The organism is Acrocarpospora phusangensis (assembly GCF_016862995.1).
Taxonomy (GTDB): Bacteria; Actinomycetota; Actinomycetes; order Streptosporangiales; family Streptosporangiaceae; genus Acrocarpospora; species Acrocarpospora phusangensis.
Genome location: NZ_BOOA01000097.1, coordinates 1 through 26,226, shown reverse-complemented (window position 1 = coordinate 26,226; position 26,226 = coordinate 1). Strand labels below are relative to the sequence as shown.

Annotated in this window: 30 protein-coding genes; 13 read left to right on the top strand and 17 right to left on the bottom strand. The window is 68.6% G+C overall.

Annotation, left to right across the window (positions count from 1 at the left end; translation table 11 throughout):
- Positions 1-214: 214 nt before the first annotated feature.
- A complete protein-coding gene (locus Aph01nite_RS35635) occupies positions 215-871 on the bottom strand; it encodes a sensor histidine kinase (protein WP_204045473.1) in 657 nt (218 codons plus the stop codon).
- On the opposite strand from Aph01nite_RS35635, the gene Aph01nite_RS35630 reads away from it, so the two are divergent.
- Positions 870-1,061, top strand: coding sequence for a hypothetical protein (locus Aph01nite_RS35630; protein ID WP_204045472.1), 192 nt, complete (start codon positions 870-872; stop codon positions 1,059-1,061). The two genes, Aph01nite_RS35635 and Aph01nite_RS35630, sit on opposite strands and share 2 nt — an antisense overlap.
- A 152-nt stretch (positions 1,062-1,213) precedes the next feature.
- Here Aph01nite_RS35630 and trpD read toward each other — a convergent pair whose 3' ends face one another.
- A complete protein-coding gene (gene trpD / locus Aph01nite_RS35625) occupies positions 1,214-2,260 on the bottom strand; it encodes an anthranilate phosphoribosyltransferase (protein ID WP_204045471.1) in 1,047 nt (348 codons plus the stop codon).
- A 47-nt stretch (positions 2,261-2,307) separates the two neighbouring features.
- Complete coding sequence (locus Aph01nite_RS35620) at positions 2,308-2,694, bottom strand: response regulator transcription factor (protein WP_204045470.1); 387 nt, start codon at positions 2,692-2,694, stop codon at positions 2,308-2,310.
- A 123-nt stretch (positions 2,695-2,817) separates the two neighbouring features.
- Between Aph01nite_RS35620 and ctaE the strand changes: the two genes are divergently transcribed.
- The 4 genes from ctaE to qcrB are packed head-to-tail and all read left to right on the top strand — an operon-like array spanning position 2,818 to position 6,963.
- A complete protein-coding gene (ctaE, locus tag Aph01nite_RS35615; RefSeq protein ID WP_204045469.1) occupies positions 2,818-3,435 on the top strand; it encodes an aa3-type cytochrome oxidase subunit III in 618 nt (205 codons plus the stop codon).
- A 17-nt stretch (positions 3,436-3,452) separates the two neighbouring features.
- Entirely contained in the window at positions 3,453-4,256 is an 804-nt protein-coding gene (gene qcrC / locus Aph01nite_RS35610) for a cytochrome bc1 complex diheme cytochrome c subunit (protein WP_204045468.1), read from the top strand.
- Complete coding sequence (gene qcrA / locus Aph01nite_RS35605) at positions 4,253-5,329, top strand: cytochrome bc1 complex Rieske iron-sulfur subunit (protein WP_204045467.1); 1,077 nt, start codon at positions 4,253-4,255, stop codon at positions 5,327-5,329. Before qcrC ends, qcrA begins: the two co-directional genes overlap by 4 nt.
- A complete protein-coding gene (gene qcrB / locus Aph01nite_RS35600) occupies positions 5,326-6,963 on the top strand; it encodes a cytochrome bc1 complex cytochrome b subunit (RefSeq protein ID WP_204045466.1) in 1,638 nt (545 codons plus the stop codon). The genes qcrA and qcrB overlap by 4 nt, the downstream gene beginning before the upstream one ends.
- A 53-nt stretch (positions 6,964-7,016) precedes the next feature.
- Here qcrB and Aph01nite_RS35595 read toward each other — a convergent pair whose 3' ends face one another.
- The 4 genes from Aph01nite_RS35595 to ctaC all read right to left on the bottom strand — a co-directional run bounded on the left by Aph01nite_RS35595 (position 7,017) and on the right by ctaC (position 11,147).
- Positions 7,017-8,195 (bottom strand): L,D-transpeptidase, encoded by a 1,179-nt coding sequence (locus Aph01nite_RS35595; protein WP_204045465.1) that lies wholly within the window; start codon positions 8,193-8,195, stop codon positions 7,017-7,019.
- Between the two features lie 149 nt (positions 8,196-8,344).
- Positions 8,345-8,740: a cytochrome c oxidase subunit 4 gene (locus Aph01nite_RS35590; protein ID WP_204045464.1), complete on the bottom strand. Its 396-nt coding sequence runs from the start codon at positions 8,738-8,740 to the stop codon at positions 8,345-8,347.
- A complete protein-coding gene (gene ctaD, locus Aph01nite_RS35585) occupies positions 8,737-10,398 on the bottom strand; it encodes an aa3-type cytochrome oxidase subunit I (protein ID WP_204045463.1) in 1,662 nt (553 codons plus the stop codon). The genes Aph01nite_RS35590 and ctaD overlap by 4 nt, the downstream gene beginning before the upstream one ends.
- Entirely contained in the window at positions 10,395-11,147 is a 753-nt protein-coding gene (gene ctaC / locus Aph01nite_RS35580; protein ID WP_444978697.1) for an aa3-type cytochrome oxidase subunit II, read from the bottom strand. Before ctaC ends, ctaD begins: the two co-directional genes overlap by 4 nt.
- A gap of 241 nt (positions 11,148-11,388) precedes the next feature.
- Here ctaC and Aph01nite_RS35575 point away from each other — a divergent pair, with 241 nt between their 5' ends.
- Genes Aph01nite_RS35575 through Aph01nite_RS35565 form a run of 3 tightly spaced genes read left to right on the top strand, consistent with a single transcriptional unit; the run spans position 11,389 to position 13,324 of the window.
- Positions 11,389-12,522, top strand: a complete 1,134-nt coding sequence (locus Aph01nite_RS35575; protein ID WP_204045461.1) for a cysteine desulfurase family protein — start codon at positions 11,389-11,391, stop codon at positions 12,520-12,522.
- A 35-nt stretch (positions 12,523-12,557) separates the two neighbouring features.
- A complete protein-coding gene (locus tag Aph01nite_RS35570) occupies positions 12,558-12,851 on the top strand; it encodes a sulfurtransferase TusA family protein (protein WP_204045460.1) in 294 nt (97 codons plus the stop codon).
- A 53-nt stretch (positions 12,852-12,904) separates the two neighbouring features.
- Positions 12,905-13,324, top strand: a complete 420-nt coding sequence (locus Aph01nite_RS35565) for a CBS domain-containing protein (protein WP_204045459.1) — start codon at positions 12,905-12,907, stop codon at positions 13,322-13,324.
- 48 nt (positions 13,325-13,372) lie between these two features.
- On the opposite strand, the gene Aph01nite_RS35560 is transcribed toward Aph01nite_RS35565, so the two are convergent.
- Together Aph01nite_RS35560 and erpA are read right to left on the bottom strand one after the other, a co-directional pair.
- On the bottom strand, positions 13,373-14,359 hold the full coding sequence (locus tag Aph01nite_RS35560) for a carbohydrate kinase family protein (RefSeq protein WP_204045458.1): 987 nt from the start codon (positions 14,357-14,359) through the stop codon (positions 13,373-13,375).
- A 157-nt stretch (positions 14,360-14,516) separates the two neighbouring features.
- Entirely contained in the window at positions 14,517-14,870 is a 354-nt protein-coding gene (gene erpA / locus Aph01nite_RS35555; protein ID WP_204045457.1) for an iron-sulfur cluster insertion protein ErpA, read from the bottom strand.
- 207 nt (positions 14,871-15,077) lie between these two features.
- On the opposite strand from erpA, the gene nadA reads away from it, so the two are divergent.
- Positions 15,078-16,226 carry a quinolinate synthase NadA gene (gene nadA, locus Aph01nite_RS35550; RefSeq protein WP_239162228.1) on the top strand — a complete coding sequence of 383 codons (1,149 nt, stop codon included), beginning with the start codon at positions 15,078-15,080 and terminating at the stop codon, positions 16,224-16,226.
- Between the two features lie 42 nt (positions 16,227-16,268).
- Here the strand turns inward: nadA and Aph01nite_RS35545 are convergent, their stop codons facing one another.
- From Aph01nite_RS35545 to Aph01nite_RS35520, 6 genes are read right to left on the bottom strand one after another with little or no spacing between them, the layout of a single operon-like run.
- Complete coding sequence (locus tag Aph01nite_RS35545; RefSeq protein ID WP_204045455.1) at positions 16,269-16,982, bottom strand: SIMPL domain-containing protein; 714 nt, start codon at positions 16,980-16,982, stop codon at positions 16,269-16,271.
- Positions 16,983-17,040: 58 nt separating this feature from the next.
- Complete coding sequence (locus tag Aph01nite_RS35540; protein WP_204045454.1) at positions 17,041-17,802, bottom strand: maleylpyruvate isomerase family mycothiol-dependent enzyme; 762 nt, start codon at positions 17,800-17,802, stop codon at positions 17,041-17,043.
- Positions 17,803-17,844: 42 nt separating this feature from the next.
- The gene (pspAB, locus tag Aph01nite_RS35535; RefSeq protein ID WP_204045453.1) at positions 17,845-18,393 is read right to left on the bottom strand and encodes a PspA-associated protein PspAB; all 549 of its coding nucleotides are present in this window, start codon (positions 18,391-18,393) and stop codon (positions 17,845-17,847) included.
- Complete coding sequence (gene htpX, locus Aph01nite_RS35530) at positions 18,393-19,280, bottom strand: zinc metalloprotease HtpX (RefSeq protein WP_204045452.1); 888 nt, start codon at positions 19,278-19,280, stop codon at positions 18,393-18,395. The genes pspAB and htpX overlap by 1 nt, the downstream gene beginning before the upstream one ends.
- Positions 19,281-19,290: 10 nt before the next feature.
- Positions 19,291-19,569: a PspA-associated protein PspAA gene (pspAA, locus tag Aph01nite_RS35525; RefSeq protein ID WP_204045451.1), complete on the bottom strand. Its 279-nt coding sequence runs from the start codon at positions 19,567-19,569 to the stop codon at positions 19,291-19,293.
- A complete protein-coding gene (locus tag Aph01nite_RS35520) occupies positions 19,566-20,351 on the bottom strand; it encodes a PspA/IM30 family protein (protein ID WP_204045450.1) in 786 nt (261 codons plus the stop codon). Before Aph01nite_RS35520 ends, pspAA begins: the two co-directional genes overlap by 4 nt.
- A gap of 145 nt (positions 20,352-20,496) precedes the next feature.
- On the opposite strand from Aph01nite_RS35520, the gene Aph01nite_RS35515 reads away from it, so the two are divergent.
- Positions 20,497-21,114 (top strand): DUF3043 domain-containing protein, encoded by a 618-nt coding sequence (locus Aph01nite_RS35515; protein WP_204045449.1) that lies wholly within the window; start codon positions 20,497-20,499, stop codon positions 21,112-21,114.
- A gap of 20 nt (positions 21,115-21,134) precedes the next feature.
- Positions 21,135-22,133 (top strand): aldo/keto reductase family protein, encoded by a 999-nt coding sequence (locus Aph01nite_RS35510; protein WP_204045448.1) that lies wholly within the window; start codon positions 21,135-21,137, stop codon positions 22,131-22,133.
- Between the two features lie 332 nt (positions 22,134-22,465).
- Here Aph01nite_RS35510 and Aph01nite_RS35505 read toward each other — a convergent pair whose 3' ends face one another.
- Together Aph01nite_RS35505 and Aph01nite_RS41845 are read right to left on the bottom strand one after the other, a co-directional pair.
- Positions 22,466-22,672, bottom strand: a complete 207-nt coding sequence (locus tag Aph01nite_RS35505) for a hypothetical protein (protein WP_204045447.1) — start codon at positions 22,670-22,672, stop codon at positions 22,466-22,468.
- A gap of 250 nt (positions 22,673-22,922) precedes the next feature.
- Positions 22,923-23,909: a hypothetical protein gene (locus tag Aph01nite_RS41845; RefSeq protein WP_239162227.1), complete on the bottom strand. Its 987-nt coding sequence runs from the start codon at positions 23,907-23,909 to the stop codon at positions 22,923-22,925.
- 3 nt (positions 23,910-23,912) lie between these two features.
- Here Aph01nite_RS41845 and Aph01nite_RS41840 point away from each other — a divergent pair, with 3 nt between their 5' ends.
- On the top strand, positions 23,913-24,563 hold the full coding sequence (locus Aph01nite_RS41840) for a bifunctional adenosylcobinamide kinase/adenosylcobinamide-phosphate guanylyltransferase (protein WP_239162226.1): 651 nt from the start codon (positions 23,913-23,915) through the stop codon (positions 24,561-24,563).
- Positions 24,564-25,515: 952 nt separating this feature from the next.
- Positions 25,516-26,226: adenosylcobinamide-GDP ribazoletransferase (locus Aph01nite_RS35495; RefSeq protein ID WP_507762540.1), on the top strand; the 711-nt coding region annotated here is incomplete at its 3' end.

Sequence of the window (26,226 nt, the reverse complement as noted above, 5' to 3'; positions counted from 1 at the left end):
GGGCTCACTCGGACCGGGCTCACTCGGACCGGGCTCACTCGGACCGGGCTCACTCGGACCGGGCTCACTCGGACCGGGCTCACTCGGTCCGCGCTCACTCGGTCCGCGCTCACTCGGTCCGCGCTCACTCGGTCCGCGCTCACTCGATCCGGGCTCACTCGATCCGGGCTCACTCGATCCGGGCTCACCTAGGCCGAGCTCACCTAAGCCGAGCTCATCTGGTCCGGGTGAGCAGGCGTACCCGGACCTCGAATCCGCCGGGTACCGGCCGCGCGGCGACCGAGCCTCCGAACAGCGCGGCCCGCTCCCAGATCGCCAGCAGCCGCTCCCTGGGCAGCCCGTCGTCGCGCACGCTCACCTCCAGCACGCCGCCCAGCCACCGCAGCGTGACCTCGGCCGAGGCGGCGCGGCCGTGCCGTACCGCGTTGCGCAGGCTCTCCTCGACGATCCGGTAGACCGACAGTTCGAGCACGGGACCGCCCGGGCGCTCGCCCTCCTCTCGCAGGGTCACCGCGAGCCCGCCGGACCGGCAGCCCTCGATCAGCGCGGGCAGGTCGGCCAGCCTGGGCTGCGGTCCCCGGGCGGCTCCGTCCACGCGCAGCAGCCCCAGCATGCGCTGCAGGTCGCTGAGGACCTGCCGCCCCGACTCCTCGGCCTCCCGCAGCTTCTGCCTGGCCCGCTCCGGGTCCTGGTCCATGATGACCCGCCCGGCCCCCACGCCCAGCGTCATCACGCTCAGGTCGTGCGCCACCACGTCGTGCAGCTCGCGGGCGATCCGGAGCCGCTCCCTGGCCACGGCGTCAGGCGAGTGTGCCGGCCGGCGGCGGACCATCCGTGAACCCGCGAGCCGGGACAGCAGGAGACGCATCATGCGGGCAAGCTACGCCGCCGCCGTTCCGGAAGACGTCCGCACCCAGATGGATCCCTCATCCCTCTCGGGACGGACCTCCACCTGGGTCACCCAGGGCCACCTGGGACTCGCCGCCACCCGGATAGCCCGGCTGACCTCGATCCCGGGACCGACCTCCACCTGGCCCGCCGCCACCGGATGGCCCCGCTGACACCGATCCCCGGGACTGATCTACACCTGGCTCGCCGCCAGCGGACGGCCCGGCTGACCTCGATCCCGGGACCGACCTCCACCTGGCCCGCCGCCACCGGATGGCCCCGCTGACGCCGATCCCCGGGACTGACCTCCGCCTGGGGCTCGCCGCTAGCGGATGGCCCGGCTGACCTCGATCCAGCGGTCGAGGGTGGCGGCGCCGGCGCCCGAGTCGACCGCCTGGGCCGCGCGGGCGTAGTTGGCCCGCAGTTGCTCGGTGAGCGTCTCGGCGGTCACGCCGTCCAGGGCGGTGAGGGCGGCGGCGGCGTTGAGCAGCGCCGCGTCCCTGATCGGGCCGGCCTTGCCGCGGAGCAGGTCGTGCACGGCGCCGGCGTTGAACTCGGCGTCGCCGCCGCGCAGGTCCCCGGGCTGGGAGCGGGGGATGCCGATGTCCAGCGGGTCGAACGTGGTCCTGACGGCCTCGCCGCCGCCCACGACGTACACCGTGGAGGTGGCGGCGGTGGAGAGCTCGTCGAGGCCGTCGTCGCCGCGGAAGACCAGGGCGGAGACGCCGCGCTCGGCGAAGACGCCGGCCACGACGGGAAGCATGCGGGCGTCGAAGACGCCGATCGCCTGGGCGGCGGGCCTGGCCGGGTTGGTGAGCGGGCCGAGGAAGTTGAAGACGGTGGGGACGCCGATCTCCTTGCGCGGCGGGCCCGCGAACCGCATCGACGGGTGGTAGACCGGCGCGAAGAAGAACGCGATCCCAGCCTCCGCCGCGACCCGGGCGGTCGCCTCGGCCGGCGCGTCGATGACCACGCCGAGGTGCTCCAGCACGTCGGCCGCCCCGCACAGCGAGGACGCGGACCGGTTTCCGTGCTTGGTCACCCGCGCCCCGGCGGCGGCGGCCACGATGGCCGCCATGGTGGACACGTTCACGGTGTGCGCGCGGTCCCCGCCGGTCCCGACCACGTCCACCGTGTCGCCCTCCACGTCGACCAGGGCGGTGGCGCGGCTCAGCATCGTCCGGGCCATCCCGGACACCTCCGCGACGGTCTCCCCCTTGGCGCGCAGCGCGACCACGAAGGCCGCGAACTGGGCCGGGGTGGCCGCGCCGGACATGATCTCGCCCATCGCCCACGCGGTCTCGTCGGCGGTCAGGTGCTCGCCGGAGAGCAACGCGTTGAGGAGCGACGGCCAGGTGGTGCGAGCGTCCATGGCGTTCCTTGCCGTTCCGTTGGAAGAAAAAGGGGGAACCGTGGGGGTCAGGCGACCTTGAGGCGGCGGCGGAGCAGGTCCGCGACGGTCTCGGCGACCGTCATCGGGTCCAGCGGCTGGGCCACGACGGCGTCGGCGCGCGACCAGTTGGCCAGCCAGCGGTCGTCACGCCTGGCGATGATCAGGAGGATCGGCGGGCAGTTGTGCACCTCGTCCTTGGCCTGGCGGGCGATGCCCATGCCGCCGGCGGGCGCGGCCTCGCCGTCGAGCACGGCCAGGTCGACGTCCCCCGCGTCCAGGTAGCGCTGCACCGCGGGCTGGGTGGCGACCTCCACGATCTCCACCTCGGGAACGTCGGCCGCGGGCCGCCGCCCGATCGCCAGCCGCACCTTCTCCCGGGTGCCCGCGTCATCGCTGTAGACGAGAACCTTCACGTCGCACTCTCCTAACCGCCTGTGGTCAACGCCGATGGTATCGGCCCTGCCCGGCCCCCCGCGCGCGACCGTACCTCGCAACACCGCCCCCCGGAGAGGCGACCGGGCAGGTTAGCCGCAATAATGCTGGGCGTGGCGACAGCATCCGCAATTACAACGACGACGGCACCACACGCCTCGCGCCGGCCGAACCTGGTCAGCGTGGGGACGATTGTCTGGTTGTCCTCTGAGCTCATGTTCTTCGCGGCGCTGTTCGCGATGTACTTCACCATCCGATCGGTCAGCCTCGACCAGGGTCTTCCCTGGCCGAACGCTCACCTGAACATCCCGTTCGCGACGGCAAACACCATCATCCTGGTCCTGTCCAGTGTGACCTGCCAGTTCGGCGTCTGGGCCGCGGAAAAGGGACAGGTCAAAAAGCTCCGGTTCTGGTACATCGTCAGCTTCCTGATGGGCGCGATCTTCGTCGCCGGGCAGCTGTACGAGTACAACGAGCTGATGCACGAGGGCACCACGCTCTCGTCCGACGCTTACGGCTCGGTGTTCTTCCTGACCACGGGCTTCCACGGGCTGCACGTCACGGGTGGACTGATCGCGTTCCTGTTCATGCTGGGACGCACGTACGCCGCGAAGCGCTTCACGCATGAGCAGGCCACCAGCGCCATCGTCGTGTCCTACTACTGGCACTTCGTCGATGTCGTATGGATCGGCCTTTTCGCGACCATCTACATCATCAAATGATCGGAACGGGGATATCGGTGAACTCGATCACCGCGCGACGGCGGCATCCCCTCGCGCGTCTCGCCGTCGTGGCGCTCGCGCTGGGCCTCCTCGGCGGAGGATACGCCCTGTTCGCGCCGAGCAACTCAGCGGACGCGGCGATCGCGTCCGGCAAGGCCGACGACGTGGCCGAGGGCAAGAGCCTGTTCGTGGCCCACTGCGCCAGCTGCCACGGCATGAACGCCGAGGGCGGCCCGATGGCGCCGCCGCTGGTGGGCGTCGGGGCCGCGGCGGTTGACTTCCAGGTGAGCAGCGGGCGCATGCCCGCCGGCGGGCCGGGCCCGCAGGTGCCGCGCAAGCCGCTGGGCGAGTGGGTGACGCCAGAGGCGATCAACCAGTTGTCCGCCTATATCATGACGCTTGGAGGCGGCCCGCAGCGGCCGACGGCCGAGATGGTGGATCCGGCCAAGGGCGACGCGGCGAAGGGCGGGGAGCTGTTCCGCGCGAACTGCATCCAGTGCCACAACTTCGTCGGCGCCGGCGGCGCTCTCACCTACGGCAAGTACGCGCCCAACCTGAACGAGGCCACGCCCGAGCAGATCTACGAGGCGATGGTCACGGGCCCGCAGGCGATGCCGGTCTTCAACGACTCGACGATCACGCCCGAAGACAAGCGAAACATGATCGCTTACATCGTGCAGATGCGCGAGCTGAAGGACCCGGGTGGTTTCGGCCTCGGCCGGATCGGCCCGGTGACGGAAGGTCTCGTCGTCTGGATCGCCGGTCTCAGCTTCATGTCTCTGACCGCTATCTGGATCACCGCGAAGAAGCGTAAGAAATGACCTCCAACGAGCAATCGAGCCACGAAGAGGACGCGCGCGTGCCCAGGCGCGTCATCGGCACCCCCGCCGCGGGCACCGCGGTGCTCGGCGACTCGCCTCCGCCCGCTCCGGCCGAGGATCCGGCCGTGGTCCTCCCGGACCCGGCCGCGGCCAAGAGGGCGGAGCGGCTGGTCGCCCTGCTCTTCCTGGTCACCTTCCTGTCCGGGATCGCGTTCATCGCGTCGTACGTGATCTTCCAGGTCGGCACGGTGGACAGCACCGCGGCCTCCAACCTGGCCCTCGGCGGCAGCCTCACGCTGGCCCTGTTCTCGCTGGCCTCGGGCATCGTGCTCTGGGTCCGCCGGATCATGCCGAAGTACAACCTGGTCCAGGAGCGCCATCTGATGGTCTCCGACACCGACACCCGGGAATACGTCGACAAGACCTTCGTGGCGGGCGCCAACGAGAGCGGCTTCGTCAAGCACAAGCTGCTGCGCCGCACGCTGCTGCTGGCCGCCGCGCCGCTGGGCCTGGCCCCGCTGGTGCTGCTGAAGGACCTCGGGCCGCTGCCGGGCACCTCGCTGCGGCACACGGTCTGGAAGAAGGGCCTGCGGCTCACCGTCGAGGGCACCGGCGCGCCCATCCGGGCGGCCGACTTCAACTCGCCCGGCGGCATCCTCTCGGTGGTGCCGGAGGGCTACGCCCACGACCTGAACGCGCTCGCCAAGGCCACGCTGATCCTGATCAAGTTCCGCCCCGAGCAGTTCAAGGCGGGCACGATCAAGAACTGGACCCACGACGGCATCGTGGCCTACTCCAAGATCTGCACGCACGTGGGCTGCCCCGCGGCCCTGTACGAGCAGACGACCCACCACATTCTCTGCCCCTGCCACCAGTCCACCTTCGACGCCACCGACGGCGCGCGGGTCATCTTCGGCCCGGCCGCCCGGCCGCTGCCGCAGCTGCCCATCGGCGTGGACAGCGAGGGCTACCTCATCGCGCAGGCCGACTTCGACGTCCCGGTCGGGCCGAGCTTCTGGGAACGCGGCGACGCCGAGGCCGAGGCCAGAGAAGCCAGGGAGAAGGCATCATGACCACAACCCTGAAGGAAACGCCCAAGCTGGTCGGCGGTCCGGCGAACTACCTGGACGAGCGCCTCGGCGCGGGCAGCTTCCTCAAGCGGAACCTCCGCAAGGTCTTCCCGGACCACTGGTCGTTCCTGCTCGGCGAGATCGCGCTGTACTCGTTCATCATCCTGCTGCTCACCGGCACGTTCCTGACGTTCTGGTTCAAGCCGGGCATGGGCCACGTCGTGTACGACGGTCCGTACCAGCAGCTGCGCGGTGTCACCATGTCGGAGGCGTACGCCTCGACGCTGAAGATCAGCTTCGAGGTCCGGGGTGGTCTGCTGATGCGGCAGATGCACCACTGGGCGGCGCTGCTGTTCGTGGCCGGCATGACGGTGCACATGCTCCGGGTGTTCTTCACCGGCGCGTACCGCAAGCCGCGCGAGCTGAACTGGATCATCGGCGTCCTGCTGCTCACGCTGGCGCTGCTGGAGGGCCTGACCGGCTACTCCCTCCCCGACGACCTGCTCTCCGGCGCCGGTCTGCGGATCACCGAGGGTGTGGCCATCTCGCTGCCGCTGATCGGCACGTACCTGACGTTCTTCCTGTTCGGCGGGGAGTACCCGGGCGAGGACGTGATCTCGCGCTTCTACTCGCTGCACATCCTGCTGATCCCGGGCATCCTGCTGGCGCTGATCTCGGCGCACATGATCCTCATGTGGGTGCAGAAGCACACCCAGATGCCGGGCACGGGGCGGACCAACCAGAACGTGGTGGGAGCGCCGTTCTACCCGGCCTTCATGGCGAAGGCGGGGGCGTACTTCCTGTTCACGTTCACGGCCATCGCGGGGCTGGGGACGTTCGCGCAGATCAACCCGATCTGGCTGTTCGGTCCGTACACACCGGCGGACATCTCGGCGGGGTCGCAGCCCGACTTCTACATGGGCTTCCTGGAGGGCGCGCTGCGGCTGATGCCCGCCTGGGAGATCAACTTCCTGGGGTACACGCTGCCGCTGAGCGTGCTGATACCCGCCCTGGTGCCGATGGGCATCATCATGACGGGCCTGGCGCTCTATCCGTTCATCGAGCAGTGGGTCACCGGGGACCGGCGTGAGCACCACGTCGCCGACCGTCCCCGCAACAACCCGCACCGCACCTCGATCGGCATGGCGGCGGTCACGTTCTACGGCATCCTGTGGCTGCTGGGCGCGAACGACGAGATCTCGTCCTTCTTCCACATCGACCTGTACCACACGACGATCTTCGGCCGGGTGGCGGTCTTCCTGGGTCCGGCGCTGGTGTACGTCATCACGTACCGGATCTGCATGGGGCTGCAGCGCAAGGACACGGAGGTCATGTCGCACGGCGTGGAGTCGGGCGTCATCAAGCGCATGCCCAACGGTCAGTACATCGAGGTCCACGTGCCCCCGGCCGAGGACATCGCCGACCACCTGCGCGGCAAGGCGCCCATCCCGGTGGTCTCCGGCGAGCCGGACAGCGAGGGCATCCCGCCGAAGGGCGCCCGTTCGATCCTGGGCAAGGCGAAGGCCACGATGAGCAAGAAGTACGGCACCGAGCACATCGCCCTCGAGGAGGACCACGGCCACGGTCACGCGGCCATCGGTTCGGGCGACGGCGAGGACCGCAAGGAACTGCACTAGCGGAACCTGCGAAAGGGCCCGGGGATTCTTCCCCGGGCCCTTTCTCGTCGGCGCTAGATGCTGTCGGTCTCGGCGGAGCGCAGGCGGCTCCACTTCAGCCAGTCGGGCCAGGACTGCTGCCAGTGCCCCCAGCCGTTCAGCGGCTCCAGCGGTCGCGGGCTGCCGGTGACGATGATCGGGTCGCCGATGAGCGTGTTGTCGATGAACCAGCGGGCGTTGTCCGGGCTGATGTTCACGCAGCCGTGGCTGACGTTGGAGTAACCCTGGGAGCCCACCGACCAGGGCGCCGAGTGCACGTACTCGCCGCTGTTGGAGATGCGGACGGTGTTGTAGACGGTCTGCGAGTAGTAGCCGGCCTGGCCGGGGCCGGCGTCGGGCGAGGTCATCACGGTGACGGGCTCGCGGGACATGGCCAGGTGCACGCCGCTGGTGGTGTGGTAGCGCCAGACGCCGCCCTTGCCGGCGCTGATCGGCACGTCGCGGATGAGCTTGCCGTCCCGCTTGATCTTCATCATGTGGGTGCGCACGTTGGCCGTGCTGATCTGGGAGCGCCCGATCTTGAAGTCGCGGACGTAGTCCTTGGAGCCGTACATGCCGTCGGCGCCGCGTACGCCGGCCAGCCGCGCGGTGAAGCGGACCTTGGTGTGGGCGGGCCAGAACACCCGGGGCCGGTACGCGATGGTCTTGTTGTCGAACCAGTGCCAGGCGCCCTCGACGGGCTTGGAGGCCTGCACGAAGAGGTTCCGCTCGACCGAGACGCGGTCGGTGATCTCCTTGTCGAAGGTGAGCATGATCGGCATTCCGACCCCCACCGTCAGGCCGGAGATGTCCTTGTTGGGGATGATCTGTTCGAGGGCGAACATGCTCTTGGGCTTGATCGTGGCGAAGACGCTGCGCGCCGAGCCGGACGCGGTGGTGGCGGTGACGCTGTAGCCGGTGTCCGCGAGCATCGGCCGCAGGCTGCGCCAGCGCGTACGGTCCGCGCTGAAGATCCCCGGTACGGCCCTGCCCTTGGCGTCCGTCACCGTGACGGCCGTGAGAGCGCCGTTGGCGGAGTCAACCCGGATGGGGACACCTGGGGTCAGATCCTTGGCGCCGTTGGCCGGAGAGATGTACAGAGCCACCGCGGTGCCCTTTTTCTTGGCCTTGCCCTCCTCCAGCGCGGACGCGGCCGAACATCCCGTCGCCATCACCAGGGCCAGCGCCCCCGCACCCGTAGCACGCACGTGCATACTCCCCCCCGCGGCATTTGTCGCTTTCACTGGGTTATTACCCAGTAACAGAGAGTTCGTCCCGTGGGCGGGTAAAAGAAAAGCCCCGGCGTACCTATCGGCACGCCGGGGCTTGTTGAAACCTGGGTAAAGCTGTCAGCTTCGCGGGATCAGTGCGAGAAGTTGCCCCGGTAGTACTGGAAGACGAAGCCGATCGTGCTCATGATGACCGCGAACATGCCGATCATGAAGAGCCACCAGCCGATGACGAAGCCGAAGAAGGTCAGCGCCGCCGACAGGCAGACGAACAGCGGCCACCAGCTGTGCGGGCTGAAGAAGCCCAGCTCCCCGGCGCCGTCCGCGATCTCGGCCTCCTTGTTGTCCTCGGGCTGGTCGCCGATGCGGCGGGCCGTGAAGAGCAGGTAGTAGCCGATCATGAAGGCGAGCCCGACGGAGATCGCCATCGCGGTGGTGCCGGTCACCTCCTTGGACCAGAACCAGTAGACCAGGTCCGCCGCGGCGAAGAAGACGCCGCAGAGGATGAACATCCACCCTTGGACCTTCATACCTTCTCCTCGATGGCCGGCTTGGCCGGCAGATGCGGATACTTGGCGTCGAACGCCGGGCGCTCGGACCTGATCCGGGGCAGCTCATGGAAGTTGTGCCGCGGCGGCGGGCACGAGGTGGCCCACTCCAGCGAGCCCGCGTAACCCCACGGGTCGTCGACCAGGACCTTCGGCGCGGTCCTGTGGGTGCGCCAGACGTTGTACAGGAACGGCAGCGTGGAGGCGCCCAGCAGGAACGCGCCCACCGAGGAGATCATGTTCAGGTCGGTGAACCCGTCCACCGGGGAGTAGTTCGCGTACCGCCGGGGGAAGCCGATCACGCCCAGCCAGTGCTGCACCAGGAACGTCAGGTGGAAGCCCACGAACAGCGTCCAGAAGTGCCACTTGCCCAGCTTGTCGTTGAGCATCTTGCCGGTGAACTTCGGCCACCAGAAGTAGAAGCCCGCGAACATCGCGAACACCACCGTGCCGAACACCACGTAGTGGAAGTGCGCCACCACGAAGTACGAGTCGCTGATCTGGAAGTCCAGCGGCGGCGAGGCCAGGATGACGCCGGTCAGGCCGCCGAGCAGGAACGTGATGAGGAAGCCCACCGTGAACAGCATCGGCGTCTCGAACGACAGATGGCCTCGCCACATCGTGCCGATCCAGTTGAAGAACTTCACGCCCGTCGGCACCGCGATGAGGAACGTCATGAACGAGAAGAACGGCAGCAGGACCTGCCCGGTGACGAACATGTGGTGCGCCCACACCGTCACCGAGAGACCGGCGATGGCGATCGTCGCGCCGACCAGGCCGATGTAGCCGAAGATCGGCTTGCGGCTGAAGACCGGCAGCACCTCGGTGATGATGCCGAAGAACGGCAGCGCGATGATGTACACCTCGGGATGCCCGAAGAACCAGAACAGGTGCTGCCAGAGCATCGCCCCGCCGGTCGCGGAGTCGAACACGTGCGCCCCGAGTTTGCGGTCCGCCTCAAGCACCAGCAGCGCCGCCGCCAGCACCGGGAAGGCCAGCAGCACCAGGATGCTGGTGAGCAGGATGTTCCAGGTGAAGATCGGCATCCGGAACATGGTCATGCCGGGCGCGCGCATCGTGATGATCGTGGTGATGAAGTTGACCGCGCCCAGGATCGTGCCCAGGCCGGACAGGGCCAGACCCATGATCCACAGGTCGGCGCCGATGCCCGGCGAGGTGACCGCGTTGGACAGCGGCGAGTACGCGGTCCAGCCGAACGCGGCGGCGCCGCCGGGGCTGAAGAAGCCGCTCACCGCGATGATGCTGCCGAACAGGTACAGCCAGTAGCTGACCATGTTGAGGCGCGGGAACGCCACGTCGGGCGCGCCGATCTGGAGCGGCATCAGCTCGTTGGCGAAGCCCGCGAACAGCGGGGTCGCGAACATCAGCAGCATGATCGTGCCGTGCATGGTGAACAGCTGGTTGAACTGCTCGTTGGAGACGAACTCCATGCCCGGCTGGGCCAGCTCGGCCCGCATCACCAGCGCCATGACGCCGCCGATGAGGAAGAACACGAACGACGTGATCAGGTAGAGGTGCCCGATCACCTTGTGGTCCGTGGTGGACAGCCAGCTCGCGATGAGCCGGCCCTTGCGGTACGGCCGCGGCGGAAGCGCGGCCGGTTCCGGAATGGCGGTCACTGAGCGCCTCCCGCCTGACTAGCGACGTACTGATCGAATTCGGCCTGCGGGACCAGCTTCACCGAGAACAGCATCTTGCTGTGGTCGACGCCGCAGAGCTCGGCGCAGCGGCCGAAGAAGGTGCCGGTGTTGTCGAGCGTGTCGATCTCGAACCGGTTGTCGTAACCGGGCATCACGTCCTGCTTGAACAGGAAGGCGGGCACCCAGAAGGAGTGGATGACGTCCGGCGAGTTGAGGAGGAACTCCACCTTGCTCCCGGTGGGCAGCACCAGCTGCGGGCCCTGCGGATTCTCCAGGCTCTGCTTGGCCAGGTCCACCGGCACCCCGGCGACGGTGACCGTCTTGCCCTGGTACTGGGTGGTGAAGCGCCAGCTCCACTGGAAGCCCTCGACCTTGACCTTCACCGGCGCGGTCCCGGAGACCTTCATGATCTCGGTCTCGTCGCGCGCGGTGAAGTAGAAGAACACGGCCACCATGACCAGCGGCACGAGCGTGTACAGCATCTCGATCGGCAGGTTGTACCGCACCTGCGGCGGCAGTTCCTGATCGGAGTGCTTGCGCTTCCGATGGAAGATCACAGACCAGATGATCAGGCCGAACACGACGAGGAAGGTCGCGATCGCGGCGATCCAGGAGCCCAGCCACAGGTCCAGCATGGTCTTGCCCTGGTGGGTCTGCGGCTCGGGCATGGCCCCGCGGGACCATTCTTCGGCACTACACGCCGACGCGGACGCCACCAGCAACGCCACCACGGCGAGGCTGGGCAACCGGCGGCGGGCCAACGGTCGCCGTGTCGTACGGCGGGTCGGACTCACGGATCGCCTACCCCACAGATGAAGCCCAAAGGACTCTTCCCCTGGGCGTTTCTCAGATTCCGTTACCAACGGGAAGATCTTCTTGCCCGCTTTACTTGATTCACTTCAACGCTGGGGGACACATTAGCGCGGACTGGCGGTGCCCCTCTGAGCAGCCCCCGTTAATGTCCTCACTGTGGCGTACCTCGACGCGGCTTCCACCGAACCGCTGCACCCCGCGGCCCGCGAGGCCCTCCTGGCCGCTCTCGACGTGGGCTGGGCCGATCCCGCCCGCCTGTACGGCTCCGCCCGCCGCGCCCGCCTCCTGCTGGACCAGGCCAGGGCCGAGATCGCCGAGGTCCTGGGCGCCCGCCCCGACGAGGTGTCCTTCACCTCCTCGGGCACCCAGGCCGTTCACCTGGGCGTGCTGGGCGCCCTGGCCGGGCGGAAGCGGGCCGGCCGCCACCTGGTGGTGAGCGCGGTCGAGCACTCCAGTGTGCTGCACACGGCGGGCGTGCACGAACGGGACGGCGGCACGGTCGAGGCGGTCGGCGTGGACGTGACCGGCCGGGTCTCCCCCGCCGGCTTCGCCGCCGCCGTGGCCAGGCCCGGGACGGCGGTCGCCTGCCTGCAGACGGCCAACCACGAGGTCGGCACGCTGCAGCCGGTCGCCGAGGCGGCCGAGTCCTGCGCGGCGGCCGGGGTGCCGCTGTTCGTGGACGCCGCCCAGTCGGCCGGCCGGCTGCCGATCCCGCCGGGCTGGTCGATCCTGGCCGCCAGCGCGCACAAATGGGGCGGGCCGGCCGGGGTGGGGGTGCTGGCGATTCGCAAGGGGGTTCGGTGGCGGTCGCCGTACCCCGAGGACGAGCGGGAGAACCGGCGGGTGCCGGGGTTCGAGAACGTGGCGGCGGTGGTGGCGGCCGCGGCGGCGTTGCGGGCCCGCGCGGCCGAGTCGGCCGCCGAGTCGGCGCGGCTGTCGGATCTGATCGAGCGCATCCGCCGGGAGGTCCCGCGCCGCGTGCCGGATGTCGAGGTGATCGGCGACCCGGTGGAACGTCTTCCCCACCTGGTGACATTTTCCTGCCTCTACGTGGAAGGAGAGGCGCTTCTGACGGAGCTGGACAAGGCCGGTTTCGCGGTGTCGTCAGGGAGTTCATGCACGGCGAGTACGCTTCGACCGTCACATGTACTGGAGGCGATGGGTGTGCTTACACACGGGAACGTCCGGGTATCGCTGCCCCGTGGCGTTTCCGCGGACGATGTGGAGAGATTTCTCACCGTCCTCCCGGATATCGTCCGACGCGTCCGTCAGAGTCTTGGAGTGCAGTAGATGTTCGGGGACAGCACCAAACGGGGGAACCGGTGATGTGGCGCAGACGACCCGCCCCCAGGGAGAGCGAACGGGAGCCGGTCTCCCCGGCCCCTCCGGTCACCGCCCTCACCATCGACGCGATGGGTCGCAAATGCCCCATCCCCATCATCATGCTGGCCGACCAGATCGGCTCCGTGGGCCTCGGGGCCACCGTCGCGGTCCTCGCTGACGACCCGGCCGCCTTCACCGACATCCCGGCCTGGTGCCGCCTCAAGTCCCACGAGCACGTGGCCAGCTACGAACTCCCCCAGGGCGGCTGGTCGATCCACGTACGCCGCAACTATTGATCACCGCCGCTGGGTACATAGCGATTGAACCGGACAAAAAGGGGGAAATCGCCATGACCACGGCACGGGACATCATGCACCCCGGAGTGGAGTGCGTGAGCGAGAACGAGACCCTGGATGTCGCGGCCAAGATGATGCGCGAGCTGGACGTCGGGGCGCTGCCGGTATGCGGGTCCGACGACCGGGTCAAGGGGATCATCACCGACCGGGACATCGTGGTGCGGTGCATCGCGGCCGGGCACGACCCGACCCGCGTACGGGCCCGCGAGCTGACCGACGGGACGCTCGTCTGGGTGAACGCCGACGCCGACGTCGACGACGCGCTCACGGCCATGCAGGAGAACCAGATCCGGCGGCTGCCGGTGATGGACAAGCACCGGCTGGTCGGCATGATCAGCGAGGCCGACCTCGTCGCGCACCTGCCGGACGAGAAACTGGCCATGACCGTGGGCCAGATCTACGCCCACGAGTGACGCATCGGAGCGGGCCGCCTCCCAGGGGGTGGCCCGCTCCGGCGTTCTTTACGGGTGGTGGCAGCGGACGTGCTCGGCCACCTCGTCGGCGGCGGCCGCGCCGTACGCGGCGGAGAAGCGGTCCAGGAAGGTCCGCTGGCCCAGCTCGTACTCCTGGCAGCCGACGCGCTCCAAAACGTGGGTGGCGGTGAGGTTGCCGATCTGGCCGCAGCGCTCCAGCGACAGGCCCCAGGCCAGGGCGGACAGGAAGCCGGCCCGGAACGCGTCGCCGACGCCGGTCGGGTCGGCCTTGCCCAGCTCGGGGGCGGGCGAGATGTGCAGCGACGGCTCGCCGGCCCGGTCGATCCTGGCGCCCTTCGGGCCGAGCGTGGTGATCCGCACGCCCACCCTGGCCAGCACCTCCTCGTCGGACCAGCCGGTCTTCTGCTCGATCATGCCCTTCTCGTAGTCGTTGCTGAACAGATACGCCGCGCCGTCGATGAGCTGGCGGATCTGGTCGCCGGGCATCCGGGCCAGCTGCTGGGACGGATCGGCGGCGAACGGGATGCCCCGGTCGCGGGCCTCCTCGGTGTGCCTGAGCATCGCGTCGGGGTCGTTGGGGCTGACCAGGACCAGGTCCAGGCCGCCGATCCGGTCGGCGATGGGGCCCAGCTCGATCTCCCGGGCCTCGGCCATCGCGCCGGTGTAGAAGGACGCGATCTGGTTGTGCTCGTCGTCGGTGGTGCACAGGAACCGCGCGGTGTGCCGCAGCTCGGACACGTGCACCGAGGCGCAGTCCACGCCATGGCGCTCCAGCCAGGAGCGGTAGTCGGCGAAGTCGGCCCCCACCGCGCCGACCAGGATCGGCGTGAGGCCCAGGCAGCCCATGCCGAAGGCGATGTTGGCCGCGCAGCCGCCCCGGCGGATCTGCAGGTCGTCGACCAGGAAGGACAGCGAAACCCGGTCGAGCTGTTCGGCGATGAGCTGATCGGCGAACCGGCCGGGGAAGGTCATCAGTTGGTCGGTGGCGATGGAGCCGGTGACGGCGATGCGCACGGGGTGTTCTCCTCGTTGTCAGCAGCGCTTTGTACGCCCGCCGGATCGCGAGCCACGCAAGAATACGCGACTTGGCCGCGACGGCGAACCCGGCCCGGGAGGAAATGCCTTCACCCTGTACGGCACACGCCGTACAGGGTGAAGAAAACGCGCCCCGTTAGTTGAACGAGTCGCCGCAGGCGCAGGAGCCCGTGGCGTTCGGGTTGTCGATCGTGAAGCCCTGCTTCTCGATCGTGTCGACGAAGTCCACCGTCGCCCCGATCAGGTACGGAGCGCTCATCCGGTCCGTGACGACGCTGACGCCGCCGAAGTCCGACACGACGTCCCCGTCCATCGAACGGTCATCGAAGTAGAGCTGGTAGCGCAGGCCGGAACAGCCGCCCGGCTGCACGGCCACGCGCAGCTGAAGCCCTTCCTCGCCCTGCTGGTCCAGCAGGCTCTTGACCTTGGCGGCGGCCGCGTCAGTCAGGATGAGCCCCTGCCGCGTGGTCTCGCTGCTCTCAACCGTCATGTGGTGACTCCCACCGTCTGCGTCGGCCGTCCCGGGGGACGGTCGATTGATGTCGTACTTAGACGCTACCAACAGCCGCCGCGTGCGCCACATTCCCCCTTCCGCTACCCCTGGGAATAACGGTGCGGACTCGTGTGTCATGATTAGTCGTCAGTTCGACGATAAGTCACTCGAAGTCATCTGAAGTCCCCGAAGGGGGTGTGGTCAGTGACGACCACGAGTCTTCCGCTCTTCGTCCTCGGCCAGGGCACCGATCCGCACAGCGAACGCGGCGTGGACTGCCCCGGCGAACTGCCGCCCGCATCCGACCCCACGCTGGTGGCGCGGGCGCGCGCGGCGAAGGAGCGGCTCGGCGACCGCCTGTTCGTGCTGGGCCACCACTACCAGCGGGACGAGGTGATCCAGTTCGCGGACGTGACCGGCGACTCGTTCAAGCTGGCGCGGGAGGCCGCGGCCCGGCCGGACGCGGAGTACATCGTCTTCTGCGGCGTGCACTTCATGGCCGAATCGGCCGACATCCTGACCTCGGACGCCCAGCGGGTGGTGCTGCCGGACCTGGCGGCCGGGTGCTCGATGGCCGACATGGCCACCTTCAACCAGGTCGAGGAGTGCTGGGAGGCCCTGGAGGACGCGGGCATCGCCGACCAGGTCGTGCCGATCACGTACATGAACTCCAGCGCGGACATCAAGGCGTTCTGCGGGCGGCACGGGGGCGCGGTCTGCACCTCCTCCAACGCGCGGCGCGCCCTGGAGTGGGCCTTCGAGCAGGGACGCCAGGTGCTGTTCCTGCCGGACCAGCACCTGGGGCGGAACACCGCCGTCCTGGAGATGGGCTTCGGCCTGGACGACTGCGTCGTCTACAACCCGCACCGCCCCAACGGCGGCCTGTCCGAGAGCGCCCTGCGGGACGCCAGGATGATCCTCTGGAAGGGCCACTGCTCGGTGCACGGGCGCTTCACCGCCGACTCCGTGGACGACGTACGGGCCCGCATCCCCGGCGTGAACGTCCTGGTCCACCCCGAATGCCGGCACGAGGTCGTCACCAAGGCCGACCTGGTGGGCTCCACCGAGTTCATCATCAAGACCCTCGAAGCCGCCCCCGCGGGCTCCTCCTGGGCCATCGGCACCGAGCTGAACCTGGTCAAGCGCCTCGGCGCCATGTTCCCCGACAAGTCGGTCAGCTTCCTGGACAAGACCGTCTGCTACTGCTCCACCATGAACCGCATCGACCTGCCGCACCTGGTCTGGGCCCTGGAGTCCCTCGCCGACGGCCACGTCGTTAACCAGATCACCGTCGACGCGGACACCACCCACTGGGCCAAGGTCGCCCTGGACCGCATGCTCGCCCTGCCGTAGACCATGACGGAAGGCCCCCGGCGCGCGCCAGGGGCCTTCTGGCTATTCAAGCTCGTACACGACCCTGACGGTCACCCCGACGGCCTGCTGGCCGGGCGAGATGGACGCCTTGTCCGCCATCGCCGCCACGCCGTGGAAGGGGATCGGGCCGCGGTCGTGGCCGCCCTCCTCCACCACGGAGACGATGTCGCCGAGCCTGCGGCCGCTGAGCTTGGCATACTGCCTGGCCTTGGCGGCGGCGTCGCGGAACGCCTCGGCGCGGGCGGCGACCACGATCGCGTCCTGGTCGGAGATCTCGAAGGAGATGCCGTTCAGCCGGGCCTCCTCCCCCACCCCGGCCGCGGCGTCGATGACCTTGTCGGCGCTGGCCAGGTCGCGGACGATCGCCTCGACGCCCTGGGTGGCCCGGTATCCGACGATCTTGGGGTAGTTGTCGTACTCGGGCCCCAGGGAGAGCTCGCTGGTGCGCAGGTCCTTCTGGGCCAGGCCGGCGGCCAGCAGCGCCTTGGTGAGCTTGGCCGCGGCCGTCCTGGCCGCCTTGAACGCCTCGCCCGCCGTCGCCCGCCGGACCTCGACCCCGGCCTGCAGGCGCATCAGGTCCGGCGGCGCCGAGACGTTGCCGTGACCGGTGACGGTGATCTGCGACCTCTCCACCACGACACCGGCATACCCGTCAGCGGTGGCGGCGAACGCGGGAGCGCCGAGGAGCCCGGTCACGACGAACGCGGCGGCGGCCGCGTGCCTTATGTTGATCATGCGCGGATCCCATCAACGGGCCCGGCCCGATCCGGGGACCGCCACGCGCTCTTGGCGATCAGATTGCGGAGCGGTCGACCCACCACTGCAGCAGCTTGACGTCGCCCTCGACCGCGTAGTCCTGGTGGCTGCGCCGCCCCCAGGCCAGCATCATCAGATCGCCGGCCGTGGCCGCGCGCACGGTCACGTCGCCGGGGGCTGCCGAGCGCTCGTACCGGAAGCCCTCCGAGGTGAGCGTGATCAGCCAGGCGGGGCCGGTGTCGGCCTGCCAGGAGATGGTGTCGCCGCCGCCGTTCAGGTCGGCCAGCTCCGGCCGCCACCGCGCGTACGGCAGCACGTCCAGGAACTCCGTCACCCCGTCGGCCGCGACGTCCTCGTCGATCTCGGGCGCGATGCCGACCGCCAGCTCCGCGTCCACCCGGTGGACGACGCTCTCGTGCAGCTGCCGCCGCGACCAGAACCGCACCCGCTGGTCACCGCCCCACGCCCACATCGGCGCGTCCGGATCCTGCCCGCGCAGCGCCTCCGCCAGCGGCCCCGCCCCCGCCTCCAGCCAGGCCGCCAGGTTCCCGCCCAGCTCGGGCACCCCCAGATCCATCTCGGCCCGCTCGTACCGCTGCGGCGCGAGGTCACGCACCATCGCCGTCGCCCACCGGTGAATGCTCCCCGTGTGCACCACCAGCTCCCGCAGATCCCAGGCCGGGCAGGTCCGCACCGGCGTCGCCGGATTCCTGTCCCGTACGGCTTTCGCCATCCGGGCGACCTCCGCACCGATCGCCTCCGCGTACGCGACGTGCGTCCACCCCTCAACGGCCTTCACAGTGCCTCCCCGGTCGTCGTCCCCAGGGAACATTTGACACCATCAGAGGCCGGGTGCGCCCCAGACTGGGAACCATCGCGATAGATCTGGCTCGATCTTGAGCTCGCCCGCGAGTGCGCCGCGGGCCTGGAGTTCCAGGGCGTTGTCGCGGCGTTCGCCGTCGAGTGGGGCGAACGGGTAGAAGGTGCCCTGCTTGTACAGGTAGACCAGGGCCAGCCGGCGTCCGGCCGGGTTGGCGAAGGAGACCAGGGTGCACAGCAGGGAAGGGCCGAAGCCGGCTGACTCCAGGGTGGAGTTGGCGGCGTGGAGATCGGTGACGAGTCCGGAGAGGTCGTCGTTGCGGGCCAGCAGCCAGGTGTAACCGTACGCGTCCTGGGAGATCTGGACGTCGCCGAGCAGGGCCTGGATCTCGGACTGGAGTTCGGCGAAGGCGGCGCCCTCCGCGGCGCGGAAGCAGACCGAGCCCTGGCCGGCCGGGCCGAAGGCCATCGAGACCTGAAGGGTGACCGCCGCCGAGGGCAGCGCGAACAGCGCGTCCAGGTCCGGTCTGGCGGGCTTGGAGCGGCCGAGCAGCGCGTCGAGCCAGCCCATCAGCGGCTGCTCAGCTCGGCGGAGATCCGGGCCAGCTGCTCCAGCCGCTTCTGCAGCGGCGGGTGCGTGGCGAACAGCGTGGCCACGCTGGCGCCGGACAGCGCGGGCGCGAAGTAGAACGCGTTGAACGGCTGCTGCGCCCGCAGGTCCCTGGTCGGAATCCTGGCGATCTCCCCCGACACCTTGGTCAGGGCGCTGGCCAGCGCGGACGGACGCTGCGTGAGCAATGCGCCGGCCCGGTCCGCGGCCAGCTCGCGGTAGCGGGACAGCAGCCGGATGAGCACGAAGCTCACCGCGTAGACCACCCCGGACACGAGCAGAATGATCAGGCCGATGGGCGGCCCGTTCTGGTTGCGGCTGCGCCCGAGCCCCGAGTACAGGGTGAAGCGCGTGATCAGCCCCGCCAGCACGCCCAGGAACGAGGCGATGGTCATGACGGCGACGTCACGGTGCGCGACGTGGGACAGCTCGTGGGCGATCACGCCCTCCAGCTCGTCCCGTTCCAGCCGCCGCAGCAGGCCCGTGGTCACGCAGACGACGGAGTTCTTGCGGTTGCGGCCGGTGGCGAAGGCGTTGGGGACGTCCGAGTCGGCTATGGCCACCCGGGGTTTCGGCATGTCGGCCAGGGCGCTCAGCCGGTCGATCACACCGTGCAGCTCGGGGGCCTCCTGCGGCGAGACCTCCCGGCCGTTCATCGCGAACAGCGCGATCCGGTCGGACAGGAAGTACTGCGCCAGCAGGAAGCCCACCGCGATCACCGCGACGACGATCGCCTGCGTCCCGACGGCGACGAGCACCGCCACGAAGGCGACGTACAGCAGCCCGAGCAGGAACATGGTCACCACCATGCGCCCGGTGAGCCCCCGATCCGGTTGGAACCTGCTCATGAGAACCTGGTCACCCGGGGATGAGCCCCGAATCTCCGAGCATCTCCCTGACCTCCTCGATCGAGGCGTCCGCGGGAGGCAGGATCAGCTCGGACGGCTCCAGCGAGTCGTCCGGGAGCGCCTTGCCCACATGCCGGACCTTGTCCAGCAACGCGTGCAGCTTCGTACGGAAGACGGCTTCGTCGCCGACTTCGATGGCTTTCTCTACTTCGCTGTCGAGGGCGTTCAGGACATCGAGATCGCCGTCGGCGATCTGCACCTGCCCCTCACCCATGATTCGGACGATCACTGTGCCTCCCCCGGCTGGCGGACCTGCTGCGTGTGCTGCTGCTGCGTGGCCGGCTGGCCCTGCTCGATCGCGCTCTTCGGCGCCGGGGCCTGCCCCAGCTCCGCCTTCATCTTCGCGATCTCCAGCTCGATGTTGCTGGTGCCCATCCGGTCGAGCTCGGCCTGGATGTCGTCACGCTGCCCGGTGAAGTCGTCGAGCGCGCCGCTGGCCAGCAGCTCGTCGATGGCTCCCGCGCGCGCCTGCATCTGCGCGGTCTTGTCCTCGGCCCGCTGGATCGCCAGGCCGACGTCGCCCATCTCCTCGGAGATGCCGGAGAACGCCTCGTTGATCCGCGTCTGCGCCTCGGCCGCGGTGTAGGTGGCCTTGATCGTCTCTTTCCTGGTACGGAAGGAGTCGACCTTGGCCTGGAGGCGCTGGCTGGCGAGGGTCAGCTTCTCCTCCTCGCCCTGCAGGTTGTTGTACTGGATCCGCAGGTCGGCCACCTGGGTCTGGATCGTGCTGCGGCGGGCGAGCGCCTCGCGGGCCAGATCCTCCCGGCCGGACGACAAGGCGGCCTTGGCCTGCTGCTCACGTTTGGCGGCCTCGGCCTCGGCCTGGTTGATCTGCAACTCGACCCGCTTGCGGCTGGTCGCCACGTCGGCGACGCCCCGGCGCACCTTCTGCAGCAATTCCAGCTGACGCTGGTAGGAGTAGTCCAGGGTCTCCCGCGGATCCTCCATTTTGTCCAGGGCCTTGTTGGCCTTGGACTTGAAGATCATGGAAAGTCTCTTCATCACGCTCATGCGCGTCGGCCGTCCCCTTCTTAAGGTTGTGCGTGGGTAACCCCAGTCGTTCCATTGCCCCGAAAAGCGTTTTGACCGCCTAGGTTCACCCTACGCATAACGCACGGGGGCGTCACTAAGTTGCACTCCCGGTACGCTGGACAACGTGTTCCGACGTCGTACCCAGTCCACCACGGACGACTCCCCCGTCCCTGTGGAAGATCCTAAGCCCCAGGGGACTCCGGCCAAGGGGCGTCCCACCCCCAAGCGGAGCGAGGCGCAGGGGCGCCGCAGGTCGCCGGTGACGGCGCCGACCAACCGTAAAGAGGCCTATCGGCAGGCCAGGGAGCGGGACCGGTTGCTGCGCGAGCGCGCCCGCGAGGGCATGCTGCGCGGCGAGGAGAAATATTTGCCCGCCCGTGACCGTGGCCCGGTCCGGAAGCTGGCCAGGGACTTCGTGGACTCGCGCCGGCTGCCGGGGCAGTACTTCCTGCCCGCGGTGCTGATCATCATGCTGGCGTCGATGGTGCCGTTCCCGATGGAGATCCGCCGGGTCGTGCTCACGCTCTACACGATGTCCCTGCCGCTGGTCATGATCCTGGTGCTGGTGAGCTCCTTCTACGTGGCCGGCCGGGTCAAGAAGGAGGCGGCGGCGAAGTTCCCCGACGAGAACCTGAAGGGCGTCGGCTTCTACGCGGCCATGCGCTCCTCCCAGATCCGCCGGCTGCGCTTCCCGAAGCCCACCGTACTGCCAGGGGGGAAGCCGGTTCCGGTCAAGAAGTGACCCTGTTTTAAGGTGCGGTAATGGAATTCCGCCACCTTGGCCGCAGCGGTCTGCTCGTCAGCGAGATCAGCTACGGCAACTGGATCACTCACGGCTCGCAGGTCGAGGAGGAGGCCGCGCACGAGTGCGTGCGGGCCGCCCTCGACGAGGGCATCACCACGTTCGACACCGCCGACGTCTACGCGGGCACCCGAGCCGAGGAGGTCCTCGGCCGTGCCCTGCACGGGGTCAGGCGCGAGTCGCTGGAGATCTTCACCAAGGTCTACTGGCCGACCGGCCCCGGCCGCAACGACCGCGGCCTGTCCCGCAAGCACATCATGGAGTCGATCAACGGCTCCCTGCGCCGCCTGGGCACCGACTACGTCGACCTCTACCAGGCCCACCGCTTCGACGTCGAAACGCCCCTGGAGGAGACCCTCCGCGCCTTCGACGACCTGGTACGGCAGGGCAAGGTCCTCTACATCGGCGTCAGCGAGTGGACGGCCGACCAGATCGCCAGGGCCGTGAAGATCTCCGACGAGATGGGCTTCGACCGCCTGGTCTCCAACCAGCCGCAGTACTCGATGCTGTGGCGGGTCATCGAGGCGGAGGTCGTACCGCTCTCCGAGAAGGAGGGCGTCGGGCAGATCGTCTGGTCGCCGATCGCGCAGGGCGTGCTGACCGGTAAGTACCTGCCCGGGCAGCCGCCGCCGGAGGGTTCCCGCGCGACCGACGCGTCGGGGTCCAACTTCATCGGCCGGTTGATGGGTGACGAGGTGCTCCGGCGGGTGCAGGACCTCAAGCCGATCGCGGCCGATCATGGGCTCACCATGGCGCAGCTGGCGGTGGCGTGGGTGCTGCAGAACCCGAACGTCTCCTCGGCGATCGTGGGGGCGACCAAGCCCGAGCAGGTGCGTGACAACGTCAAGGCGGCGGGGGTCAAGCTGGACGCCGACACCATGAAGCGCATCGACGAGGTGCTGGGCTCTGTCGTCGAACGCGACCCGGCGAAGACCGTCAGCCCGAGCGCGCGCCCCTGACCCGTCTGGGTCCTCCGACCCGAGGTTCAGGTCCCTTCGACCCGAGAAGGGATTCGTTCGGGAGGACGTCGTCCTCCAGGACCTCGTTCTGGAAGACGTCGTCCTCCAAGACGCTGCCCCGGAAGTCGCCGCCAGCCGACGCATGCCGCGGGCAGGTTGGGACTCGCTGCCGCTTCATGTCCTGTCGGCAGGCTCGGCGAGTGGGGCTCTTGATTCGCCCACTGGATGTTCCTTCTGGAATATCCAGTGGGCGCTTCGTTTCCGGGTGCCGTTTGGGTGGCGCGCCACGGTTGCGTACCCCGGCTACAGGCTGGCTTCGGGCTGGGGAGGCATCATTGGGGGCGCAGTGACATTCCGGTGTATTCCGGCCGGTCGTCCTCCAGCAAGCTCACCTGCTCGACCCCGGATTCCAGCAGCTCGCGCCAGACCTCGCCGAGCCACGACTCGGCATCGGCCTGGCTGGTGAAGACCTCCCGCGGGAGGGGGCGATCGGTCACCTCACCGCCGTTCGCGTTTTCATAACGCCAACGCCATGTCATGCCATGCGCTCCTTATCACGCGGTCCGGGGTCTCCCGGATATAACTCAGCGGAATCCGCGAACACCCCGGAACAGCACCACCGGCACCGCCCTCCGACGGGCCGATCCCGGCGGACCTGAACGAGCCTCGGGTCCAGCGAACCTTATATCCCCCGAGATTTCCCCCGAGCACGGAGGCCATTCCCGCTACCCGGGATCTCCCGCTCGACGGGTTATCCACAGGGCGGATCCGGCGGTACGGGCGCCGCCGCTATCCTGCGGGGGCACGAGAGACGGGGGAACCATGAAGGTGCAGTTGGCCGGAACCGCGGGACCCGGAGGATGGCCGGAACCGGGATGCCGCTGCGCGTCCTGCGGCCGCGTCACAACCCCTCGCCGCCCCTTCTCCGTAATCATCGACAACAACATCCCCCTCACCCACCACCAACTCACCCGCACCCCGGACGGCGACTCCGTAACGGCCCCCGACGGCGACCGCCTCCTCTTCGCCAACGGCGACCGCATCCACGACGACCCCCGCCCCGGCGACGTCCAACCTGCCAGCGACCAGCCCCGCCGTGTTGCAGCCCATCGCGACGAAGCCCACGCAGCCGGACACATCCACGACAGGATCGAAGATGACCGAGTCCACGGGGATGCTCCACCAGGGGGCCTGCCGGATTCCGACTCGGCTCAGGAAAACCAGGACAACGGCAACCGGGCTGACAACGATCAGGCCAACAACGATCGGACAGACAACAATCGGACTAGCACCGATCAGGCTGACGGCGATCAAGCTGACAGCCATCGGGACGACAACGAACGGCCTGACAGCGATCGAGCCAACAGCGATCGAACTGACACCGATCAGGCTGACGGCCATCAAGTCGACAGCCGTGGGGGCCACAACGAACGGCCTGACAGCGATCGAGCCAACAGCGATCGAACTGACACCGATCAGGCTGACGGCCATCAAGCTGACAGCCGTGGGGGCCGCAACGAGCGGGCTGACGATCGGGCCAACAGCGATCGGACTAACAGCGATCAGGCTGACGGCCATCAGGCTGACGCCCATCGGGGCGATGACGAGTGGGCGCGCCGTGATCGGCCGGATGCCGGGCCGGTCGATCCGGTGGGGGTCGAGGCTTACGACATCGTGCTCATCGATCTTCTTGAGCGGCCCGATCACCTTGGGGACCTTCGCCGTCGGGGGCTTGTCGACGAGGCCACGCAGATCGTGGCGGTCGGGATCGATCATCGTGTGCCCTCGGAGGCCGAACTGGAGCGAAGGCTTCGTTTCTGGGGAGCGATCACCGTTCCGGACGGTACGACCCTCGACACTAAAGCCCCACAGGACCACGTCCGGCCCCGCGCGATCCCCCGGCGAACGCTACTCCTGGGCGGCTCCCGCTCCGGCAAATCCGCCGAAGCCGAACTCCGCCTCGCCGCCGAACCCGAGGTGACCTACGTCGCCACCGCTCCCCCAGGCCACGACGACCCCGAATGGCGCATCCGCGTCAAAACCCACCAGGCCCGCCGCCCGGCCCACTGGCGAACCCTCGAAACCACCAACCTCGCCCGGCTCCTCACCAGCACCACCGGAGTCCTCCTCATCGACAGCCTCGGCACCTGGCTCACCTCGGTCATCGACACCCACAACGCCTGGCCCCCCGCACCCCCCGAAGCCCTCGAAGCAGTCCAGGCCGAATGCGACACCCTCCTCCAAGCCTGGCGTCAAACAGCCGCCCAGGTCATCGCCATCACCGACGAGGTAGGCCAGGGCATCGTCCCCACCACCCCCAGCGGCCGCCTCTTCCGCGACCTCCTAGGCACCCTCAACCAACACCTAACCCCCGAATCCGAAGAATCCGCCCTAATCACCGCAGGCCGCATCCTCCCCCTCCCCATCTGACCCCCACCAACAAAACAGCCCTGACCACTCCACTCAGCCCGGACCCCTCGCTAACTTCCCGCCGCCATCCGACGCCGTTTACGCAAGCGAACACCCCTCGCCGCACCAGCTCCAAGTACGGCTGACCGCCCTGCTAGACACTCCAGAAGCACCCAGAGAAGCACCTGAGATTGCCGCTACTCGCCGTTGTCCGGCACCGTTAACGCAGGCGAACACCCCTCGCCACACCGGCGCCAAGTGCGGCTGACCCCGGCCTGCTAGACGCTCCAAGCACCCAGAGAAGCACCTGAGATTGCCGCTACTCGCCGTTGTCCGGCACCGTTAACGCAGGCGAACACCCCTCGCCACACCGGCGCCAAGTGCGGCTGACCCCGGCCTGCTAGACGCTCGAAGCACCCAGAGAAGGATCTGAGGCTGCCGCTTCTCGCCGTTGTCCGGCGCCGCCAACCCCAGGTGAAGCTGCGCCGCACCAGCGTCAAGACCAACAGGTCTCCGCGTATCAGGACCTCAACGGCCGCCCACCAGAAGCGATCAACGGCCGGCGCTGGTGGTGTTCTCCCCCGGCTTCACCAAGCCGATGAGCACGCTCACCTCCCTGGCCGAGGACCCGGTCCTCTCGGTATCCGGCATCGCTTGCGCAAGTGACGCTGCTTGCCGCCCCAGCGCCACGTGCGACTGATCCAAGCTGTTTGAGGCTCCAAAGCGCCTGACAGGACGACCCACCACGGACCGCTTCTCGCCCGCTATCAGGTGCCGTCAATCGCAGATGGCCAGCTCACCTCGCCCCAGCCAAGGCACCTATCCGAGTGGACTCGACGCCACGTTCTCCCCGCTTTGCGGCGCTGCCAACGCGGGTGTTCGCCGCACCAGCGTTGGCTTCGTTAATTCCCGTTGGGTGCTTTGAGTAGGTGGGGGTGGTGTCTGGTATCTGCTGGGGTGAGGTTGTTGGGGAGTGGAGGTCGTTGTGCGGGTGGTTTGGGCGGGGTGGGTGTTGGCGGTGGGGATGTTGAGTGTTTTTCCGGTGAGGGTGCGGGAGGTCGATCGGCGGGTGGCTGGGTGGGCCATGGTTCTGGCGCCGGGGGTGGGTGTGGGGTTAGGGGTGTTTGGTGGGGGGTTGGTTTGGGGGGGTGGGGTGGTTTTTGGAGAGGGGGTTTTAGCGGGGGTGGTGGGGGTCGCCGGGGTTGCTTGGGTGACTCGGGGATTGCATCTGGATGGGTTGGCTGATTTGGCGGATGGGTTGGGGAGCGGGAAGGAGGGGGCTGGGGCGCTTGAGGTGATGAAGCGGTCAGATATCGGGCCGTTCGGGGTGGTGACGCTGGTTCTGAACTTGCTGCTTCAGGTGGGGGCTCTGGCGCAGTTGGGGGCTGTGAAGGGGGCGCTCGTGTTCGGGGTGGCGTGTGTTGTGGGGCGACTGGCGGTGACGTGGGCTTGTCGCGTGGGGGTTCCGCCGGCGCGGGAGGACGGACTGGGGGCGCTGGTAGCGGGGACGGTCGGGCGAGGGAAAGCGGTGGTGGCGACCGGTCTGACCGGGGTGGTGGCCTTCCTTGCCATGTCTTTCGTCGCCATACCAGCAGGCGGAACGTCAGGCGGTGGCATGGCGGGAGGCGGCACGTCAGGAGATGGCATCCCGAGTGGTGGCATGACAGGAGACGGCATCGCGAGT

Bases quoted from the DNA above. Each gene is read 5' to 3' on its own strand.
- Aph01nite_RS35630 (WP_204045472.1), top strand. From the start codon at position 870: ATGCGGGCAAGCTACGCCGCCGCCGTTCCGGAAGACGTCCGCACCCAG.
- Aph01nite_RS35635 (WP_204045473.1), bottom strand. From the start codon at position 871: ATGATGCGTCTCCTGCTGTCCCGGCTCGCGGGTTCACGGATGGTCCGC.
- trpD (WP_204045471.1), bottom strand. From the start codon at position 2,260: ATGGACGCTCGCACCACCTGGCCGTCGCTCCTCAACGCGTTGCTCTCC.
- ctaE (WP_204045469.1), top strand. From the start codon at position 2,818: ATGCTGGGCGTGGCGACAGCATCCGCAATTACAACGACGACGGCACCA.
- qcrA (WP_204045467.1), top strand. From the start codon at position 4,253: ATGACCTCCAACGAGCAATCGAGCCACGAAGAGGACGCGCGCGTGCCC.
- qcrB (WP_204045466.1), top strand. From the start codon at position 5,326: ATGACCACAACCCTGAAGGAAACGCCCAAGCTGGTCGGCGGTCCGGCG.
- Aph01nite_RS35595 (WP_204045465.1), bottom strand. From the start codon at position 8,195: ATGCACGTGCGTGCTACGGGTGCGGGGGCGCTGGCCCTGGTGATGGCG.
- Aph01nite_RS35590 (WP_204045464.1), bottom strand. From the start codon at position 8,740: ATGAAGGTCCAAGGGTGGATGTTCATCCTCTGCGGCGTCTTCTTCGCC.
- Aph01nite_RS35570 (WP_204045460.1), top strand. From the start codon at position 12,558: ATGTGGCGCAGACGACCCGCCCCCAGGGAGAGCGAACGGGAGCCGGTC.
- Aph01nite_RS35565 (WP_204045459.1), top strand. From the start codon at position 12,905: ATGACCACGGCACGGGACATCATGCACCCCGGAGTGGAGTGCGTGAGC.
- erpA (WP_204045457.1), bottom strand. From the start codon at position 14,870: ATGACGGTTGAGAGCAGCGAGACCACGCGGCAGGGGCTCATCCTGACT.
- Aph01nite_RS35545 (WP_204045455.1), bottom strand. From the start codon at position 16,982: ATGATCAACATAAGGCACGCGGCCGCCGCCGCGTTCGTCGTGACCGGG.
- pspAB (WP_204045453.1), bottom strand. From the start codon at position 18,393: ATGGGCTGGCTCGACGCGCTGCTCGGCCGCTCCAAGCCCGCCAGACCG.
- htpX (WP_204045452.1), bottom strand. From the start codon at position 19,280: ATGAGCAGGTTCCAACCGGATCGGGGGCTCACCGGGCGCATGGTGGTG.
- Aph01nite_RS35520 (WP_204045450.1), bottom strand. From the start codon at position 20,351: ATGAGCGTGATGAAGAGACTTTCCATGATCTTCAAGTCCAAGGCCAAC.
- Aph01nite_RS35510 (WP_204045448.1), top strand. From the start codon at position 21,135: ATGGAATTCCGCCACCTTGGCCGCAGCGGTCTGCTCGTCAGCGAGATC.
- Aph01nite_RS35505 (WP_204045447.1), bottom strand. From the start codon at position 22,672: ATGACATGGCGTTGGCGTTATGAAAACGCGAACGGCGGTGAGGTGACC.
- Aph01nite_RS41845 (WP_239162227.1), bottom strand. From the start codon at position 23,909: ATGATCGATCCCGACCGCCACGATCTGCGTGGCCTCGTCGACAAGCCC.